Genomic DNA, 16,097 nt, shown 5'->3' with positions numbered 1-16,097 from the left:
CCGGGCCCCCCCGCCCCGCCGCTCGGCTGCGCGCTGGGCACCGAGTACCGGTCCCGATCGGTGCGGGTGGCCCCCGGGGACCGGCTGGTGCTCTACACCGACGGCGTGGTGGAGCGCCGCGACGAACCCATCGACCGGCGCGTGCGGGAGCTCCGCAGGCTGGTCTCCGGCCTGGGGCCCCTCGAACCGGGCCGGCTGTGCACCGCCGTGATGGAGTGGTCCTCCGCGCACGCCGCGGACGACCGGGCCGTGCTCGTCGCCGGGTTCTGAGCGCCTAAACTGGTGGCGATCCACATCTACCTGCGGGAAGGCCGATACGTGTCCCTTGCCGGTGCTGGCGACAGCACGTTCGACACCGTTCTCGTCGTCGACTTCGGCGCGCAGTACGCGCAGCTGATCGCGCGGCGGGTACGCGAATGCCACGTCTACAGCGAGATCGTCCCCTCCACGATGCCCGTCGAGGAGATGCTCGCCAAGAAGCCCAAGGCGATCATCCTGTCCGGCGGCCCCTCCTCGGTGTACGCCGAGGGCGCGCCGCAGGCCCCCGAAGGCCTGTTCGCCACCGGGGTGCCCACCTTCGGCATCTGCTACGGCTTCCAGGCCATGGTGCAGGCCCTGGGCGGAACCGTCGCGCAGACCGGGCTCAGTGAGTTCGGCCGCACCCGCGCCGAGCTGGGCACCGACTCGCTGCTCTTCGCGGGGACACCGGCCGAGCAGTCGGTGTGGATGTCGCACGGGGACTCGGTCACCGAGGCCCCCGAGGGCTTCCGCACCACCGGCAGCACCGCCGGGGCGCCGGTCGCCGCGATCGAGGACGCCGGGCGCCGGCTGTACGGCGTGCAGTTCCACCCCGAGGTGATGCACACCGAGCACGGCCAGGAAGTGCTGCGCCGGTTCCTCTACGAGGGCGCCGGGTGCCGCCCCACCTGGACGATGGTCAACATCGTGGACGAGCAGGTGGAGCGGATCCGCGCGCAGGTCGGCTCCAAGCGGGTGATCTGCGGTCTCAGCGGCGGGGTGGACTCGGCCGTGGCCGGCGCGCTCGTCCAGCGCGCCGTGGGCGAGCAGCTCACCTGCGTGTTCGTCGACCACGGGCTGCTGCGCAAGGGCGAGGCCGAGCAGGTCGAGAAGGACTTCGTCGCCGCCACCGGGGCCCGGCTGAAGGTCGTCGACGCCCAGGACCGCTTCCTGGACGCGCTGGCCGGGGTGAGCGACCCCGAGGACAAGCGCAAGATCATCGGCCGGGAGTTCATCCGCGTCTTCGAGCAGGCCGCCCGCGAGGTCGTCGCCGACGCCGGTGCCGGGGACGAGCCGGTGGAGTTCCTCGTCCAGGGCACCCTCTACCCCGACGTGGTCGAGTCCGGCGGCGGCACCGGCACCGCCAACATCAAGTCCCACCACAACGTCGGCGGGCTCCCCGACGACCTGGTCTTCACCCTGGTCGAGCCGCTCCGCGAGCTGTTCAAGGACGAGGTGCGCCGGGTCGGCGAAGAGCTGGGCCTGCCCCCCGAGATGGTCTGGCGCCAGCCCTTCCCCGGCCCCGGGCTGGGCATCCGCATCGTCGGCGACGTCACCCGCGAGCGCCTGGAGGTGCTGCGCGAGGCCGACGCCATCGCACGCGAGGAGCTCACCCGCGCCGGGCTGGACCGCGACATCTGGCAGTGCCCGGTGGTGCTGCTGGCCGGGGTCCGCTCGGTGGGCGTGCAGGGCGACGGGCGCACCTACGGCCACCCGGTGGTGCTGCGCCCGGTCAGCAGCGAGGACGCGATGACCGCGGACTGGTCGCGGCTGCCCTACGACGTGCTGTCGGCCATCTCCAACCGGATCACCAACGAGGTGCGGGAGATCAACCGGGTCGTGCTGGACGTCACCAGCAAGCCCCCGGGCACCATCGAGTGGGAGTGACGGCACAGGGAAGGGCCCCGGCGCGCGCCGGGGCCCTTCCCTTGTTCTCCCCGGGGCGTCAGTCGAGCCGGATGAAGTCCACCCGCTGGGACTGCTGGGGGTGGTCGAGTGAACAGGAACCCGCCTCGGCCGCCGTCGGGGCCATCGTGCAGTACCACCCCTCGACGTCCTCGGCGACGGAGCCGGTGCCGGACTTCTCCGCGTCGGGCATGGCCAGGTAGGCCTCGGCGGCCGCGCGTGCGGAGGCGCAGGAGACCTCCTCCGACGTCCCGACCAGCGCGGCCTCGTCCACCTGGGGCACACCGCTCACCGCGCCGCAGAGCCAGGTGTCCAGCTCCCCGTCGAAGCCGGAGTACTCCAGGGTGTGGTCGGGCTCCCGGACGTCCTCGCCGTGCTCCAGGCGGACCGGCCGCCCCTCCGCGTCCACCCAGAGTGTGAACCCGTGCTCGGCCTCGGTGCCGGGCGGGGACGGGGTGAAGGTGAAGGTGCCGGAGAACCGGGTCGTGTCCCGCCCGTCCACCCTCTCCTGCGTGCGCTCCACGACCTCCATGCTCTCGGCGAGGTCGTCGAACGGCGCGGCTCCGGCTTCGCGGGTGAACTCCTGGCTCCCGACGCTCTGTGCGGGCAGGCGCGTGTAGCGGGCGGCCGAGCCGGGCGGGGCGCCGGGCGAGAAGCGCCGCCGGTCGGCGGCCTGGAGGTCCGGAAGCCACACCGTCTCCACGCGCTCCGTGGGGCCGCCGCCCGAGATCGACAGGAACACGTCCGGGTCGGCACGGAACACGCGCTCCTGGCGGAGCGGCTCGGCGCCCCCCTCGTCGACCTCCTCCACCACCCGGTAGGAGTCGGTCTCCTCGAAGAGCGCGACGATGCCGTCCACCACCTCCTCGGCGCCGCCCAGCTCGGGCGTGGGGCTCGGCGACGGGGAGGGCGCGGGGGCGGGGGAGCCCCCGGTGACCGTGCGGGCCGCGTACAGGCCGCCGACCCCCGCGCCGGTGGTGCCGATCACCGCGGCGGCGACGACCGCCGCCAGCCTGGTCCCGGGCACGTGGCCCATCGCCGCGGGCTCGGCGGGGGCGGTGGTCGGCTCGGTCGCGGCGGCCTCCTCGGCGCCTTCCGCGCCCCAGTCCTCCTCCGGCTGGGCGGAGACGGCGCGGCCCGGCCCCGCCCACAGCACGGCGAGCACCTCGCGCAGCGTCCCCGACAACTCGGCGGTGGGCACGGCGCGGATGTCCTGGTCGACCGCGTAGTCCACCAGGCCCCGGTAGATGGACTCGGCGTCGGGCCGGGCCGGGGGCCGCGGGTCCATGGCCGCCTGCAGCATCGGCTCCAGGGAGCCGGGAACGCCCGCCAGGTCGGGGGCGCCGTCCGGGCCGTAGGGGGCGCGTCCGGTGCTGGCGGCGGCCACGAGCGCACCCCAGGCCGCCACGTCCGCGGCGGCGTCCGCCCCGGGGCGCGGCGCGCCGGTCCCCGACAGGCGCGGCCCGGACGGGGTGAGCAGCACCCGGGAGGGGCGCAGGTCGCCGTGGACGGCGCCCGCCGCGTGCATCCGGGCCAGCGCCTCGGCGGTGCCCGCGGCGAAGGCCAGCAGCGCGTCCTCGTCCAGGGGGCCGTGGGCGCGCAGGTACGCGCCCAGGTCGGGGCCGGGCGCGTGCGCGGTGGCGATCCACGGCGCCTCGGCGGCCGCATCGGCGTCCAGGACGTGGGGCGCGCACACCGTGCCGGCGCCGCGCAGCGCCTCGGCGCGGTGCGCGAACGCCTCCCGCACCGCGGGGTCGGCGGCGGCGCGGGGGTCGAGCACCTCCACCGCGACGCGGCGCCCGGCGTCGTCCAGGGCCCCGTGGACGGTGCCCCACCCGCCTTGCCCCAGCCGCCCCACCAGGCGGTAGGGGCCGATGCGGGCGGGATCGCCCGCCGCCGGCGGTCCGAGTCCGGCCATGAGCGTCTTCCTTACTAAACACGGGGAGCCCGCACGGCACGGGACGAGGGGGGAAGGGGGGTCCGTGCGGGGAGTCAGGCACGTATGCGTGCCGATCCTACGCCGTGTCGGAAGGCCTCACGGGAGGGATCCGGTTCCTACCCCTCCCTCCTCCTGCGCCGGAGCCAGCGGAGCCCCAGCAGCAGCACCAGGACGGCGGCGGCCGCCGGGAGCACCCGCTTGAGCACCGGCGGACCGACCGCGCGCACCGCGTCCAGCGCCTCGGCCTCGGCCGCCGCGGCCTCGCGCGCCGCCCGCACCGCCTGCTCGGCCTCCTGGGCCGGCGCCCGCCCGTCGGCCCCGGAGGCCTCGGAGGCCTCGGAGGCCTCGGAGGCCTCGGCGCCGGACCGCTCGGCGGCCAGCTCCTCGGCCAGCGCCTCGGCGAACCGGCCCACCAGGCGGGCGCTCACGTCCGCCATCACCCCGCGGCCGAACTGGGCCACCCGGCCGGTCACGCTCACGTCCGCGGTGACCTCCACCCGGGTCGCCCCCGCCCCGTCGTCGGCCAGCCGGGCCACCACCGAGGCGGTCGCGGTGCCGCTGCCCCGCGCCTCCTTGCCCGAGGCCTCGATGCGCACCGTCCGCGCCTCGGCGTCCGTGCCGGTGAAGCGGGCCTCGCCCCGGTAGGTGACGGTGATCGGCCCCACCTTCACCCGGACCTTGCCGGCGACGGTGTCGCCCTCCACCGACTCCAGGGCCGCCCCGGGTACGCACGGCGCCACCCGCTCGGGGTCCAGCAGCACCTCCCAGGCCTCGGCGACCGGCACCGGCACGCCGAACTCGTGCTCCAGCCGCATGCTCATGACCGCACCACCTCCGCCAGCGCCCGTCCGGCCAGGACCCCCGCCAGGTGGCGCCGGTAGTCGGCGCCCCCGTGCAGGTCGCCCGGCGGCGACCCGGCCCGCCCCGCGAGCGCGCCGGCGCCGCGCAGCTCCTCCGGGCCCGACGCGTCCCGGCAGGCCTGCTCGGCCTCGTGCGCGCGCACCGGGACCGTCCCCATGTTGGCCAGCGCGATCCGCGCCTCGGCCACCCGCCCGTCCCGGTGCCGGACCGCCGCGGCCACCCCCACGATCGCCCACGCCTGGGCGGTGCGGGAGAACTTCTCGTAGTGGAAGCTCCAACCGGTGCGCTTGGGCACCCGCACGGCGGCCAGTACCTCGCCCGGCTCCAGGGCGGTGGTCAGGTAGTCGGAGAAGAACTCCGCGGCCGGGACCGTGCGCGCGCCGTCCGGCCCCTCCACCTCCATCTCGGCGTCCAGCGCCAGGGCCGCCGCCGGGAGGTCGGCGGCCGGGTCGGCGTGCGCCAGCGACCCGCCCAGGGTGCCCCGGTGGCGCACCGCCGGGTCGGCCACGGTGCGCGCCGCCATCGCCAGCAGTGCGCAGTGCTCGGCCACCAGCGGGTCGCGGGCCACCTCGTGGTGGGTGGTCAGCGCGCCGATGCGCACCGCGCCGCCCTCCTCGCGCACCCCGCGCAGCCCCTCGGCGCCGGACAGGTCCACCACCGTGGTGGGCGCGGCCAGGCGGAACCGCAGCAGCGGGATCAGGCTCTGCCCGCCGGCCAGCGCCTTGGCCTCCTCGTCGGCGGCCAGCGCCGCCACGGCCGCGCCCAGCGTGTCGGGGCGCAGGTAGGTGAACGGGGCCGGGATCATCGGCCCTCACCTCCGTTCCGGGCCTCCTGGACCGCCCGCCACACCCGCTCGGGGGTGCAGGGCATCGGCACGTCGCGCACCCCGAAGGGCCGCAGGGCGTCCACCACCGCGCCGACCACCGCCGGCGTGGAGGCGATGGTGCCCGCCTCGCCCACCCCCTTGGAGCCCAGCGGGTTGGTGGTCGAGGGGGTCACCGTCCGGTCGGTCGTGAAGCGCGGCAGGTCGGCCGCGGACGGCAGCAGGTAGTCGGCCATGGTCGCGGTGGTCAGGGTGCCCTCGGCGTCGTGCACCGCCTCCTCGAACAGCGCCTGCCCGATGCCCTGGGCCAGCCCGCCGTGCACCTGCCCGTCCACGATCAGCGGGTTGACGACGGTGCCCACGTCGTCCACGGCCGTGTAGCCGGTGATGCGCACCGCCCCCGTCTCGGTGTCCACCTCCACCGCGCACAGGTGCGTGCCGTGCGGGTAGGAGAAGTCGGTCGGGTCGTAGGCGGCGTCGGAGTCCAGCGACGGCTCGGCCCCCTCCGGCAGGTCGTGCGCGGCGAAGGCGGCCAGCGCCACCTCCTGGACCGCCGCCGAGGGCCGCTCGGTGCCCCGCACCCGGAACCGCCCGCCGGCGAACTCCAGGTCCTCCTCGGCGGCCTCCAGCATGTGCGCGGCGATCACCCGGGCCTTGTCCACCACCCGGTCGCAGGCGCGCACCAGCGCCGAGCCGCCCACCACCAGCGAGCGCGACCCGTAGGTGTCCAGCCCGCGCGGGCAGACGCGGGTGTCGCCGTGCAGCACCCGCACGTCCTCCACCGGCACGCCCAGCCGATCGGCGGCGATCTGAGACCAGGCGGTCTCGTGCCCCTGGCCGTGCGCCGAGGAGCCGGTGACCACCTCGACCTTGCCGCTGGGCAGCATCCGCACCGACGCGTGCTCCCACCCGCCGGCGCCGTAGTTCAGCTCGCCCAGCATGCGCGAGGGCGCGATCCCGCACATCTCGGTGTAGGTGGAGACCCCGATGCCCAGCTGCACCGCGTCGCCGCTCTTGCGCCGCCGCTCCTGCTCGGCCCGCAGCTCCTGGTACCCGAACAGCTCCAGCGCGCGCCCGGTCGCCGCCTCGTAGTCCCCGGTGTCGTAGGTCAGCCCGGCGACCGTGGTGTAGGGGAACTCGCCGCGGGTGATCCAGTTGCGCCGCCGCAGCTCCACCGGGTCCATGCCGAGCTCCTCGGCGAGCTCGCCCATGATCCGCTCGATGGCGTAGGTGGCCTCCGGGCGGCCCGCGCCCCGGTAGGCGTCGGTGGGCATGGTGGTGGTGAACACCCCGGTGCAGGTGAAGGAGTAGGCGTCCATCCTGTAGATGCCCGGGTACATGAACGCCCCCAGGATCGGCACCCCGGGGGTGATCAGCATCAGGTAGGCGCCCATGTCGGCGAGCAGGTCCACCTTCAGGCCGCGCAGCCGCCCGTCGGCGTCGGCGGCGATCGCCACGTCCTGCACCTGCGCGCGCCCGTGGTGGGTGGTCTGGAACCCCTCCGACCGCGTCTCGGTCCACTTGACCGGGCGGCCCAGCCGGCGGGCCAGCAGGAGCAGCAGCACCTCCTCGGCGGTCACCTGCAGCTTGGACCCGAAGCCGCCGCCCACGTCGGGGGCGACCACCCGCAGGTCGTGCTCGGGGATCCCGGTGACCGTGGCCAGCATCAGCCGCAGCACGTGCGGGATCTGGGTGGCCGACCACATCGTGTACCCGTCCTCCTCGGGCGCGCACACCACCGAGCGCGGCTCCATCGCCGCGGGGATCAGCCGCTGCTGGCGGTAGCGCCGGGCCAGCACCACGTCGGCGCCCTCGAAGGCCGCGTCCACGTCCCCGTTGGAGAACGGCCACACATAGGCCCGGTTGGTCCCGGCCCCGGAGTGCACGAGGTCGGCGCCCTCCGCCAGGGCCTCCTCCAGGTCCAGCACCGCGGGGAGCGGCTCGTAGTCGACGTCGATCTCCTCCAGGGCGTCGGCGGCGCTCTCGGGGTCCCGGGCCACGACGCAGGCCACCGCCTCCCCGGCGTAGCGCACCTCGTCCACGGCCATCGGCGGGTGCGGCGGGGTCACCATGTCCTCGGTCACGGGCCAGGCGCAGGGCAGCGACCCCTGCTCGGAGGCGACGTCGGTGCCGGTGAAGACGGCCGCGACGCCGGGCAGGCCGCGCGCGCGGGAGGCGTCCACGCGGGTGAGGCGCGCGTGCGCCATGGGGCTGCGCAGGAACGCCACGTGCAGCGTCCCGGGGGGTTCGATGTTGTCGGTCCAGCGTGTGCGGCCGGTGAGCAGCCGGGCGTCCTCCTTGCGCGGCAGGGGGCGGCCGGTCTGGGGCGCGCTCTCGGGGGCGGCGGTCATGCGGTCCCACCCCCTACCGGGGTGCGCATCTCGGCGGCGGCGTCGAGGACGGCCGCCACGATGTTGGCGTACCCCGTGCACCGGCACAGGTTGCCCTCCAGGCCCCCGCGGACCTCGTCCTCGCTCGGGGCGGGGTTGTCCCGCAGCAGGTCGGCGGCGGCCATGAGCATGCCTGGGGTGCAGTAGCCGCACTGCAGCGCGTGGCGGCGGTGGAACGCGGTCTGCAGAGGGTGCCACCGGCCGTCGGCGGCCATGCCCTCCACGGTGTCGATCTCGGCGCCGTCGGCCTGGACGGCCAGCACGGTGCAGCTCTTGACGGACGCGCCGTCCATCAGGACGGTGCAGGCGCCGCAGTTGCTCGTGTCGCACCCCACGGGGGTGCCGACCTTCCCGAGGCGGCGCAGGTGGTGGACGAGGAGTCGGCGGGCTTCGACCTGGTCGTCGTAGCGCACGCCGTCGACGGTGACGCGGATGTCGGGCATGGGGGCGCGGCCTCCCGTTCCGGATCGGCGGTCGCGCCCCAACCTAGGCGAAAGTGAGACAGATCACTAGAGGCCGTACGGGCCGCACTACCCCCGGTCGGCGTCGCCGGCGTCGCGGCGGTCCCGGGCCCGGACCATCGCCCGCGCGATGCCCGCCAGGCCCAGCCCCACCGCCAGCGCGGGCAGCGCCCACACCAGGTCGACGCTCCAGCCGGCGCCGTCGTGCAGCAGGAACGCCGCCCCCAGGGCCACGAAGCACAGGCCGGCGATGAGCGAGCCCCAGTCGGTCCTACGCCTTCTCACGCCGCACCTCCAGGTCCCCCACGTACGAGGACAGCGTCACGTCGAGCACCGGGGCCCGCCCGTCGTCCCCCTCCGAAGCGGGCGCGAGCGTCTCCCGCACATCCAGCCGGGGCCCCGAGCGCATCGCCTCGTCCACCCGGATCTCCCCGAACGCCGAGGTGCCGTGCACCCGCACCAGCGCCTCCGGCGGCACCACCACCTCCACACCCCCGAACGCCACCCGCGCGTCCACCTCCACCTGGGCCCCCGGCTCCAGGTCCAGCCCGGTCAGGTCGAGCTCGGCGGAGCCGCCGGTCAGCTCGAACGGGCGCTGCGCCTCGGCGACCGTCCGCGGCCGCCACTGGGCCTCGCCGAAGCGCAGCCCCGTCAGATCGGTGGCCGCGGCGGCCACCAGCACCGCCGCCACCAGCACGCCCGCCGCCGCCAGGCCGCGCGGGTCCCCCGCCCACGCGCCCACGACCAGCGCCAGTCCGATGATCACCGCAACGCTCCCCAGGTAGAGCGGCCCGGTCTGTGGTCCGACCAGGGTCGCGAGCGAGAACTCGCCGGTCGCCAGCAGGAACGCTCCGGCCGTGGCCACCGCCGCCCAGAACGCGAACGCCAGCAGCCGCACCCCCTGGGGCCGCCGCTTGCGGGCGGGCCGGCACGGCTCGGCGGGCTTCCCGGGCCCCTCGGGCCCCTCGGGGTTCTCCGGCTCCGCCGCACCGGGGTCCGCCGGCCTCGCGCCGCCGCCCAGCACCGCCAGGTCGATCGGCCCCGCCGGGGCCTGCGCCCAGGGCTGGGCCGGGTTGTAGTACGCCGGGGCCGGCTCGGGCTCCGGCGCCGGCGGCGGCGGGGCGTGCCGGCGCAGCAGCGAGGGCAGCGACCGGAACTCCCGCTGCAGCTCCACGCCCCGTCCGTGCGCCGTCAGCAGCCCCAGCACCAGCGGCGCCGCCAGCACCAGCGTCCCCCAGGACACCCCGCCCACCAGGCTCAGCGCCGTGGCCACCGCCAGCGCCGAGGCCAGCAGCACGGGCACCGCCCGGGCCGGGACCCGCCGGTTCAGCAGCTGCTCGGCCATGGCCGGCCCCCCGGCGGCGTCCCGCATCGCCAGCCAGGCGCCCACGTACAGCAGCACCCCCACGGTGCCCGCCAGGCCCGTCAGGCAGAACGCCACCCGCCACAGCACCGGGTCGGTGCCGGTGTAGCGGCCCAGCCCGGCGCACACACCGGTGAGCACCCCCGCGTCGGGGCGCCGGCGCAGCGCCTCCTCGGCGGAGGCGTCCTCGGCAGCGGTCTCCATGCCGTCCATCGTCGCCCCCCACCGGGCCCCGTGCCCATCCGGGACACCCCTGACCCCTCCCTGAGGCGGCTCCGCCCCGCCCCGGGGAGCGGGCTCCGGGCGCGCCCCTGATGCCCCGCTCCGCGGCCGGGGGGCATCCTGGAGGCCTACCGGAGGAACAAGGGAGCCAGGGCGATGTCGGACACGGCGGCCGAGGACGCGCCGCGCATGCGGCGCGCCCGCGACGGGCGGCTGGTCGCGGGCGTCGGCGCGGGCATGGCCCGGCACCTGGGCGTGTCCACCGCGGTGGTGCGCCTGGCGCTGATGGCGCTCGGCTTCGCGGGCATCGGCATCGCCGTCTACTTCGCCCTGGTCTTCTTCGTGCCCAACGAGGCGGCCGCGGACCCGGCCGCGGACCCGGCCACCGGCCCCGCCGCGGACCCGGCCGGCGCGCACACCGAGCACGCCCGCCGCCAGGGCCGCGACCTGGCCCAGCTGCTGGCCTACCTGGCCGTCGCCGGGGCGCTCGGCATGCTCTTCCTGCTCTTCGGGGGGCTCTTCGACCCGCTGCTGTGGCTCGTGGTCTTCGGGGCCGTCGGCGGCGCCATCCTCTGGCAGCAGGCCAACCCGGCCCAGCGCGACGAGTGGGTGTCGGCCACCTCGATGCGCAGCCGCAAGGGCGCGCTGCGCGCCGGGGCCGGCATCCTGCTCATCGTCATCGGCGTCTTCGGCTTCCTCGCCTTCCAGCAGCAGCTGCACGAGGCCCGCGCCGGACTGACCTTCGCCATCGCCACCCTGGCCGGGATCAGCCTCGTCGCCGCCCCCTGGATCATCGGCCTGGTCCGCGAGCGCGACAGGGAGCGCCGCGAACGCATCCGCAACCAGGAGCGCGCCGAGCTCGCCGCGCACATCCACGACTCGGTCCTGCACACGCTCACCCTCATCCAGCGCCGCGCCGAGGACCCGCGCGAGGTGCAGCGCCTGGCCCGCGTCCAGGAGCGCGCGCTCCGCGGCTGGCTCTACCAGCGCCCGGCCGACGCCGAGAGCACCGTCAAGGCCGCCCTCGAACGCGTCGCCGCCGAGGTCGAGGAGGTGCACGGGGTCCCCATCGACGTCGTCTGCGTCGGCGACGGGGACATGGACGACGCGATCCACGCCGAACTGCGCGCCGCCCGCGAGGCCATGGTCAACGCCTCCAAGTACGCCGGTCCCGAGACCGTCTCGGTCTACGGGGAGGTGGAGCCCGAACAGGTACTGGTCTTCGTGCGCGACCGCGGGCCCGGCTTCGACCTGGACGGGGTGCCCCCCGACCGGATGGGGGTGCGCGGCTCCATCATCGGCCGCATGGAGCGCCACGGCGGGAGCGCGCGCATCCGCACCGCCCCCGGGGAGGGCACCGAGGTGCAGCTGACCATGCCCCGCATCCCCGGCGCCGAATGACCTGCGCCCCCACGCGCGTGGCCGGGGTCGGGCAGCACCCCCGGAAACCGGTCCGGGGTGGGTAGAGTCGCCTGTGTGGGAGACAACGAGACCTTTGCCGGAGGCGCGGCGCCGCCCCGCGTCGTGATCGTGGACGACCACCGGCTGTTCCGCAGCGGGGTGCGCGGCGAACTCGGCGACGCCGTCGACGTCGTCGGCGAGGCCGGGGACGTCGACGCGGCGGTCCGCGTCATCACCGAGAAGCAGCCCGACCTGGTCCTGCTCGACGTCCACCTGCCCGGCGGCGGCGGGGTCGAGGTGCTGCGCCGGGTCCTGGCCCGGCAGCCCGAGGTGCGCTTCCTGGCGCTGTCGGTCTCCGACGCCGCCGAGGACGTCATCGGCGTGGTGCGCGGCGGCGCGCGCGGCTACGTCACCAAGACCATCTCCGGGCGGGAGCTGGCCGACGCCATCGTCCGGGTGGCCGACGGCGACGCGGTCTTCTCCCCGCGCCTGGCCGGCTTCGTCCTGGACGCCTTCGCCGCCACCGACGCCCCGCCCATGGACCCCGAGCTGGACCGGCTGACCCAGCGCGAGCGCGAGGTGCTGCGCCTCATCGCCCGCGGCTACGCCTACAAGGAGGTCGCCAAGGAGCTGTTCATCTCGGTCAAGACCGTGGAGACCCACGTCTCGTCCGTGCTGCGCAAGCTCCAGCTGTCCAACCGGCACGAGCTCAGCCGCTGGGCCACCGCCCGCAAACTCGTCTGACCGGCTCGTCTGACCGGCTCGTCTGACCGGCGGACCCGTGTCCGCGGCCGGGGAAGCGTCCCGGCCGCGGGCGGCCACTACCGCAGGGCGTCGGCCATCCGGCCCAGGAACGCCTCCGCGTCGGCCTCCTGCACCAGCGTCACCCGCGGGCGGTCCTCGCCGTCGGGGCGCGAGAACGGGCGCAGGTCGGCGATGGTCAGGCCCCGGGTGTACTCGCCCTTGAGCTCCACACGGATCGGGCGCTCCACCGAGCGGGTCACCAGACCGGGGTCGAGCAGGATGCCCGCCGCCAGCGGGTCGTGCATGGCGCTCTGCCGCACCCCGAACACCCTGCCGTACCAGCCGAAGTAGAAGTCGAGGAACTCGGCGGTCCGCTGCGCGCGCTCGCCCGCGACCTCCTTGAGCGCGTCGAGCCAGGAGCCCGGCATGACCGCCTTCATGGTCACGTCCAGCGCCACCAGCGTCAGGTCGAACCCGGCCGCGAAGACCCGCTCGGCGGCCTCCGGGTCGTTGGAGGTGTTGGCCTCCGCCCACGGGGTCACGTTGCCCGGCTCCTGCACGGCGCCGCCCATCACCACCACGCGGCGCAGCAGCTTCGGCAGCTCCGGCTCCAGCCCCAGGGCCAGCGCGATGTTGGTCAGTGGGCCCACCGCCAGCAGGTCGATCTGACCGGGGTTGCTCCGGGCCAGGCGCACCAGCAGCTCGGCCGCCGACTCCTCCACCGGGGCGCCCTTCGGCGCGGGCAGCTCCACGTCGCCCAGGCCGTTGGCGCCGTGCACCGACTCGGCCAGCGACGGCTCCTGCACCAGGGGGCGCCCCGCGCCGCGCGCCACCGGGACCTGGGGGGCGCCGTAGAGCTCCAGCAGCCGCAGAGCGTTGTCGGTGGTGGTCTCGACGGCGTTGTTGCCGAACACCGTGCCCACGCCGACGAGTTCCACCTCCGGCTGCGCGGTCAGGTACGCGAGCGCGAGCGCGTCGTCGATGCCCGGATCGCAGTCGATGAAGACCTGCACGGCCAACCCCCACTTCACATGATCATCATTGGTTCCGACCCAGAATAGGACTGGTCACCGGCTCTTCCGCCGCACGGCCCGGGCCGCGTGGGCCGGCGCGCCCGCGCCGGGCCCTCCAGGCCGGTCGTCCCGGTCGGTCGTCCCGGTCGGGAGGGCGGGAACCGGGTGCGGGGACGCGCCGGACCGGGAGAACCAGGGCGCGATCCCTCGTAGGCTTGACGGGTGTCCTCCTCTGAGCTGATCGAAGGTCTGAACGCACCGCAGCGGGAAGCCGTCACGCACTCCGGTTCGCCGCTGCTCATCGTCGCGGGCGCCGGATCGGGCAAGACCCGCGTGCTCACCCACCGCATCGCCTACCTGCTCTCCGAGCGCGGCGCGCGGCCGGGGGAGGTCCTGGCCATCACCTTCACGAACAAGGCCGCCGCCGAGATGAAGGAGCGCATCGAGGGCCTGCTCGGTGCGCGCGTCGCCAACACCATGTGGGTGATGACCTTCCACTCGGCGTGCGTGCGCATCCTGCGCCGGGAGGCGGGGCGGCTGGGGTACCCGAGCAGCTTCACCATCTACGACTCGGCGGACTCCAAGCGCCTGATGCAGCTGGTCTGCAAGGAGCTGGACCTGGACCCCAAGCGGTTCCCGCCCAAGTCCTTCTCCGCCCAGGTGTCCAACCTGAAGAACGAGCTCGTCGACTACGACACCTTCGCCGAGCAGGCGCAGAGCGAGCAGGAGAAGAAGCTCGCCGAGGCCTACGCCCTGTACCAGCGGCGGCTGCACGAGGCCGGCGCCATGGACTTCGACGACCTGATCATGGTCACGGTCAACCTGCTGCAGATGTTCCCCGACGTGGCCGAGCACTACCGCAGGCGGTTCCGGCACGTCCTGGTCGACGAGTACCAGGACACCAACCACGCCCAGTACGCGCTCATCCGCGAGCTGGTCGGCGGGGACGAGGGCGACGAGGACGGGGCCCAGGCCCCGCCGGCGGTGCCGCCGCCGGAGCTGTGCGTGGTGGGCGACGCCGACCAGTCGATCTACGCCTTCCGCGGGGCGACCATCCGCAACATCCTGGAGTTCGAGCGCGACTACCCCTCGGCGCGGACCATCCTGCTGGAGCAGAACTACCGCTCCACCCAGAACATCCTCAACGCCGCGAACGCGCTGATCGAGCGGAACGACGGCCGTCCGGAGAAGAACCTGTGGTCCCGGCAGGGCGTCGGGCCGATGATCACCGGCTACGTGGCCGACAACGAGCACGACGAGGCGGCGTTCGTCGTCGGGGAGATCGACCGGCTCACCGACGAGGGCAGGGCGACGCCGTCCGAGGTGGCGGTGTTCTACCGCACCAATGCGCAGTCGCGCGTGTTCGAGGACGTGTTCATCCGGACCGGCCTGCCGTACAAGATCGTCGGCGGGGTGCGCTTCTACGAGCGCAAGGAGATCCGGGACATCCTGGCCTACCTGCGGGTGCTGGCCAACCCCGAGGACACGGTGAGCCTGCGGCGGATCCTGAACGTGCCCAAGCGCGGCATCGGTGACCGCGCCGAGGAGGCGATCGAACTCTTCGCCGCCCGCGAGCGCACCTCCTTCGCCCAGGCGCTGCGCCGGGCGGACGAGGCGCCCGGCCTGGCCACGCGGTCGCTCAAGGCCGTCAAGGAGTTCAACGCGCTGCTGGAGGACCTGGGGCAGCACGCGGAGAACGCCTCGCCCTCGGAGACCGTCGAGGCGGTCCTGCAGCGGACCGGGTACCTGTCGGAGCTCACCGAGTCCAAGGACATCCAGGACGAGAGCCGGGTCGAGAACCTGGAGGAGTTCGTCGACGTCGCGCGCGAGTTCGAGAACACCTTCTCCGGGCCGCTGTACGGGGGAGAAGGGGAGGACAGGGGAGACGCGGACGGCGGCGAGGCAGAGGCGCCCGGGGAGGAAGGGGACGGCGGGGAGACGCCGGAGCCGACCCTGGTCGACTTCCTGGAGCAGATCTCTCTGGTGGCCGACACCGACCAGATCCCGGACAACGAGGACGGCGGCGGGGTGGTCACGCTGATGACGCTGCACGCCGCCAAGGGGTTGGAGTTCCCCGTCGTGTTCCTGACGGGCATGGAGGACGGGGTCTTCCCGCACATGCGCACGCTGGGGGACAAGTCCGAGCTGGAGGAGGAGAGGCGGCTCGCGTACGTGGGAATCACGCGCGCTCAGGAGCGGTTGTACGTCTCCCGGGCCGCGGTCCGGAGTGCGTGGGGGACACCGTCCTACAACCCGCCTTCGCGGTTCCTCGACGAGGTTCCCAAGGAGCTGGTGGACTGGCGCAGGTCGGAGTCGTCCTTCTCCAGCCTCGGCTCGCCGCGCCCGCGCAAGGAGCCGTCGGGACGCACGCCGTCCAAGGACGTACCGACGCTGAGCCCGGGGGACAAGGTCACCCACGACAAGTTCGGCATGGGCACGGTGATGCTGGTGGACGGCGCCGGCGACCGGACGAAGGCGCGCATCGACTTCGGTGCGGACATCGGCGAGAAGGACTTCGTCGTCAAGTTCGCCCCCATCGAGAAGATCTGAGCGACGAGAGTCGATGAGAGACGCGAGCTGAGCGCGGCTCGGAGCGCGGCGATGAGCACGCCTCTGAGCACGGCTCCGATCCGGACGCAGGGGAGCGCTCGCCGGGACGTGCCCGGGACGGCGGCGCGGAAACGTACGAAGCACCCTCGGAAGCCTGTAATCTAGAGACATCGGCACGGACGACGCGGTGCGAACCGCGACCGGGCCGGACCCGCACTCGAACGGATGGCACGAGCACTCGTGCGGCCGGGGTAGGGTGGGAACCACTCCGGAGCCCACACCGGTTGTTGACAGGTGGGGGATCCTGAGTAAGATAGAAGGGTTGGCCTTCGATCGGACCTTCTGGTAAGGTTCTGAACGAGGGCGACGCCCTGACAAAGCGGAAAGCCGCCTCTAGCGGAAAAGCG

At 74.6% G+C, this 16,097-nt stretch carries 13 protein-coding genes; 5 read left to right on the top strand and 8 right to left on the bottom strand.

The features are described 5' to 3' along the window. Both D450_RS0106975 and guaA read left to right on the top strand, forming a co-directional pair. The coding region (locus tag D450_RS0106975; protein WP_026128423.1) for a SpoIIE family protein phosphatase at window positions 1-270 on the top strand (270 nt) is incomplete at its 5' end. A gap of 48 nt (window positions 271-318) precedes the next feature. Beyond that, window positions 319-1,905 (top strand): glutamine-hydrolyzing GMP synthase, encoded by a 1,587-nt coding sequence (guaA, locus tag D450_RS0106970; protein WP_017558104.1) that lies wholly within the window; start codon window positions 319-321, stop codon window positions 1,903-1,905. A gap of 58 nt (window positions 1,906-1,963) precedes the next feature. Here guaA and D450_RS31735 read toward each other — a convergent pair whose 3' ends face one another. The 7 genes from D450_RS31735 to D450_RS0106935 all read right to left on the bottom strand — a co-directional run bounded on the left by D450_RS31735 (window position 1,964) and on the right by D450_RS0106935 (window position 9,964). Continuing rightward, complete coding sequence (locus D450_RS31735) at window positions 1,964-3,841, bottom strand: serine/threonine-protein kinase (protein WP_051063558.1); 1,878 nt, start codon at window positions 3,839-3,841, stop codon at window positions 1,964-1,966. A gap of 137 nt (window positions 3,842-3,978) precedes the next feature. Beyond that, window positions 3,979-4,683, bottom strand: coding sequence for an SRPBCC family protein (locus D450_RS0106960; protein ID WP_017537956.1), 705 nt, complete (start codon window positions 4,681-4,683; stop codon window positions 3,979-3,981). Then, the gene (locus D450_RS0106955) at window positions 4,680-5,528 is read right to left on the bottom strand and encodes an FAD binding domain-containing protein (protein WP_017537955.1); all 849 of its coding nucleotides are present in this window, start codon (window positions 5,526-5,528) and stop codon (window positions 4,680-4,682) included. The genes D450_RS0106960 and D450_RS0106955 overlap by 4 nt, the downstream gene beginning before the upstream one ends. Next, window positions 5,525-7,897: a xanthine dehydrogenase family protein molybdopterin-binding subunit gene (locus tag D450_RS0106950; RefSeq protein ID WP_017537954.1), complete on the bottom strand. Its 2,373-nt coding sequence runs from the start codon at window positions 7,895-7,897 to the stop codon at window positions 5,525-5,527. The genes D450_RS0106955 and D450_RS0106950 overlap by 4 nt, the downstream gene beginning before the upstream one ends. Next, window positions 7,894-8,379 carry a (2Fe-2S)-binding protein gene (locus tag D450_RS0106945; protein WP_017537953.1) on the bottom strand — a complete coding sequence of 162 codons (486 nt, stop codon included), beginning with the start codon at window positions 8,377-8,379 and terminating at the stop codon, window positions 7,894-7,896. The genes D450_RS0106950 and D450_RS0106945 overlap by 4 nt, the downstream gene beginning before the upstream one ends. An 87-nt stretch (window positions 8,380-8,466) precedes the next feature. Beyond that, window positions 8,467-8,682 carry a hypothetical protein gene (locus D450_RS33875; RefSeq protein ID WP_017537952.1) on the bottom strand — a complete coding sequence of 72 codons (216 nt, stop codon included), beginning with the start codon at window positions 8,680-8,682 and terminating at the stop codon, window positions 8,467-8,469. Then, the gene (locus tag D450_RS0106935; protein WP_017537951.1) at window positions 8,669-9,964 is read right to left on the bottom strand and encodes a PspC domain-containing protein; all 1,296 of its coding nucleotides are present in this window, start codon (window positions 9,962-9,964) and stop codon (window positions 8,669-8,671) included. Before D450_RS0106935 ends, D450_RS33875 begins: the two co-directional genes overlap by 14 nt. Window positions 9,965-10,138: 174 nt before the next feature. Between D450_RS0106935 and D450_RS0106930 the strand changes: the two genes are divergently transcribed. Continuing rightward, entirely contained in the window at window positions 10,139-11,383 is a 1,245-nt protein-coding gene (locus D450_RS0106930) for an ATP-binding protein (RefSeq protein WP_017537950.1), read from the top strand. Window positions 11,384-11,458: 75 nt separating this feature from the next. After that, window positions 11,459-12,127 (top strand): response regulator, encoded by a 669-nt coding sequence (locus D450_RS0106925; RefSeq protein WP_026124419.1) that lies wholly within the window; start codon window positions 11,459-11,461, stop codon window positions 12,125-12,127. A gap of 77 nt (window positions 12,128-12,204) precedes the next feature. Here the strand turns inward: D450_RS0106925 and D450_RS0106920 are convergent, their stop codons facing one another. Continuing rightward, on the bottom strand, window positions 12,205-13,140 hold the full coding sequence (locus tag D450_RS0106920) for a nucleoside hydrolase (RefSeq protein WP_026128421.1): 936 nt from the start codon (window positions 13,138-13,140) through the stop codon (window positions 12,205-12,207). Window positions 13,141-13,362: 222 nt separating this feature from the next. Here D450_RS0106920 and D450_RS0106915 point away from each other — a divergent pair, with 222 nt between their 5' ends. Next, window positions 13,363-15,690: a UvrD-helicase domain-containing protein gene (locus tag D450_RS0106915; RefSeq protein ID WP_017537947.1), complete on the top strand. Its 2,328-nt coding sequence runs from the start codon at window positions 13,363-13,365 to the stop codon at window positions 15,688-15,690. Window positions 15,691-16,097 lie beyond the last annotated feature (407 nt).

This window comes from Nocardiopsis halophila DSM 44494 (assembly GCF_000341245.1).
GTDB classification, from domain to species: Bacteria; Actinomycetota; Actinomycetes; order Streptosporangiales; family Streptosporangiaceae; genus Nocardiopsis_A; species Nocardiopsis_A halophila.
Note: the sequence above shows the minus strand (reverse complement) of the source record. Positions and strands in the feature narration are given on the sequence as shown.

Excerpts from the sequence above, each read along its gene's own strand:
- D450_RS0106945 (WP_017537953.1), bottom strand. The coding sequence starts at position 8,379 with ATGCCCGACATCCGCGTCACCGTCGACGGCGTGCGCTACGACGACCAG.
- D450_RS0106960 (WP_017537956.1), bottom strand. The coding sequence starts at position 4,683 with ATGAGCATGCGGCTGGAGCACGAGTTCGGCGTGCCGGTGCCGGTCGCC.
- D450_RS31735 (WP_051063558.1), bottom strand. The coding sequence starts at position 3,841 with ATGGCCGGACTCGGACCGCCGGCGGCGGGCGATCCCGCCCGCATCGGC.
- D450_RS0106935 (WP_017537951.1), bottom strand. The coding sequence starts at position 9,964 with ATGGAGACCGCTGCCGAGGACGCCTCCGCCGAGGAGGCGCTGCGCCGG.
- D450_RS0106955 (WP_017537955.1), bottom strand. The coding sequence starts at position 5,528 with ATGATCCCGGCCCCGTTCACCTACCTGCGCCCCGACACGCTGGGCGCG.
- D450_RS0106950 (WP_017537954.1), bottom strand. The coding sequence starts at position 7,897 with ATGACCGCCGCCCCCGAGAGCGCGCCCCAGACCGGCCGCCCCCTGCCG.
- D450_RS0106930 (WP_017537950.1), top strand. The coding sequence starts at position 10,139 with ATGTCGGACACGGCGGCCGAGGACGCGCCGCGCATGCGGCGCGCCCGC.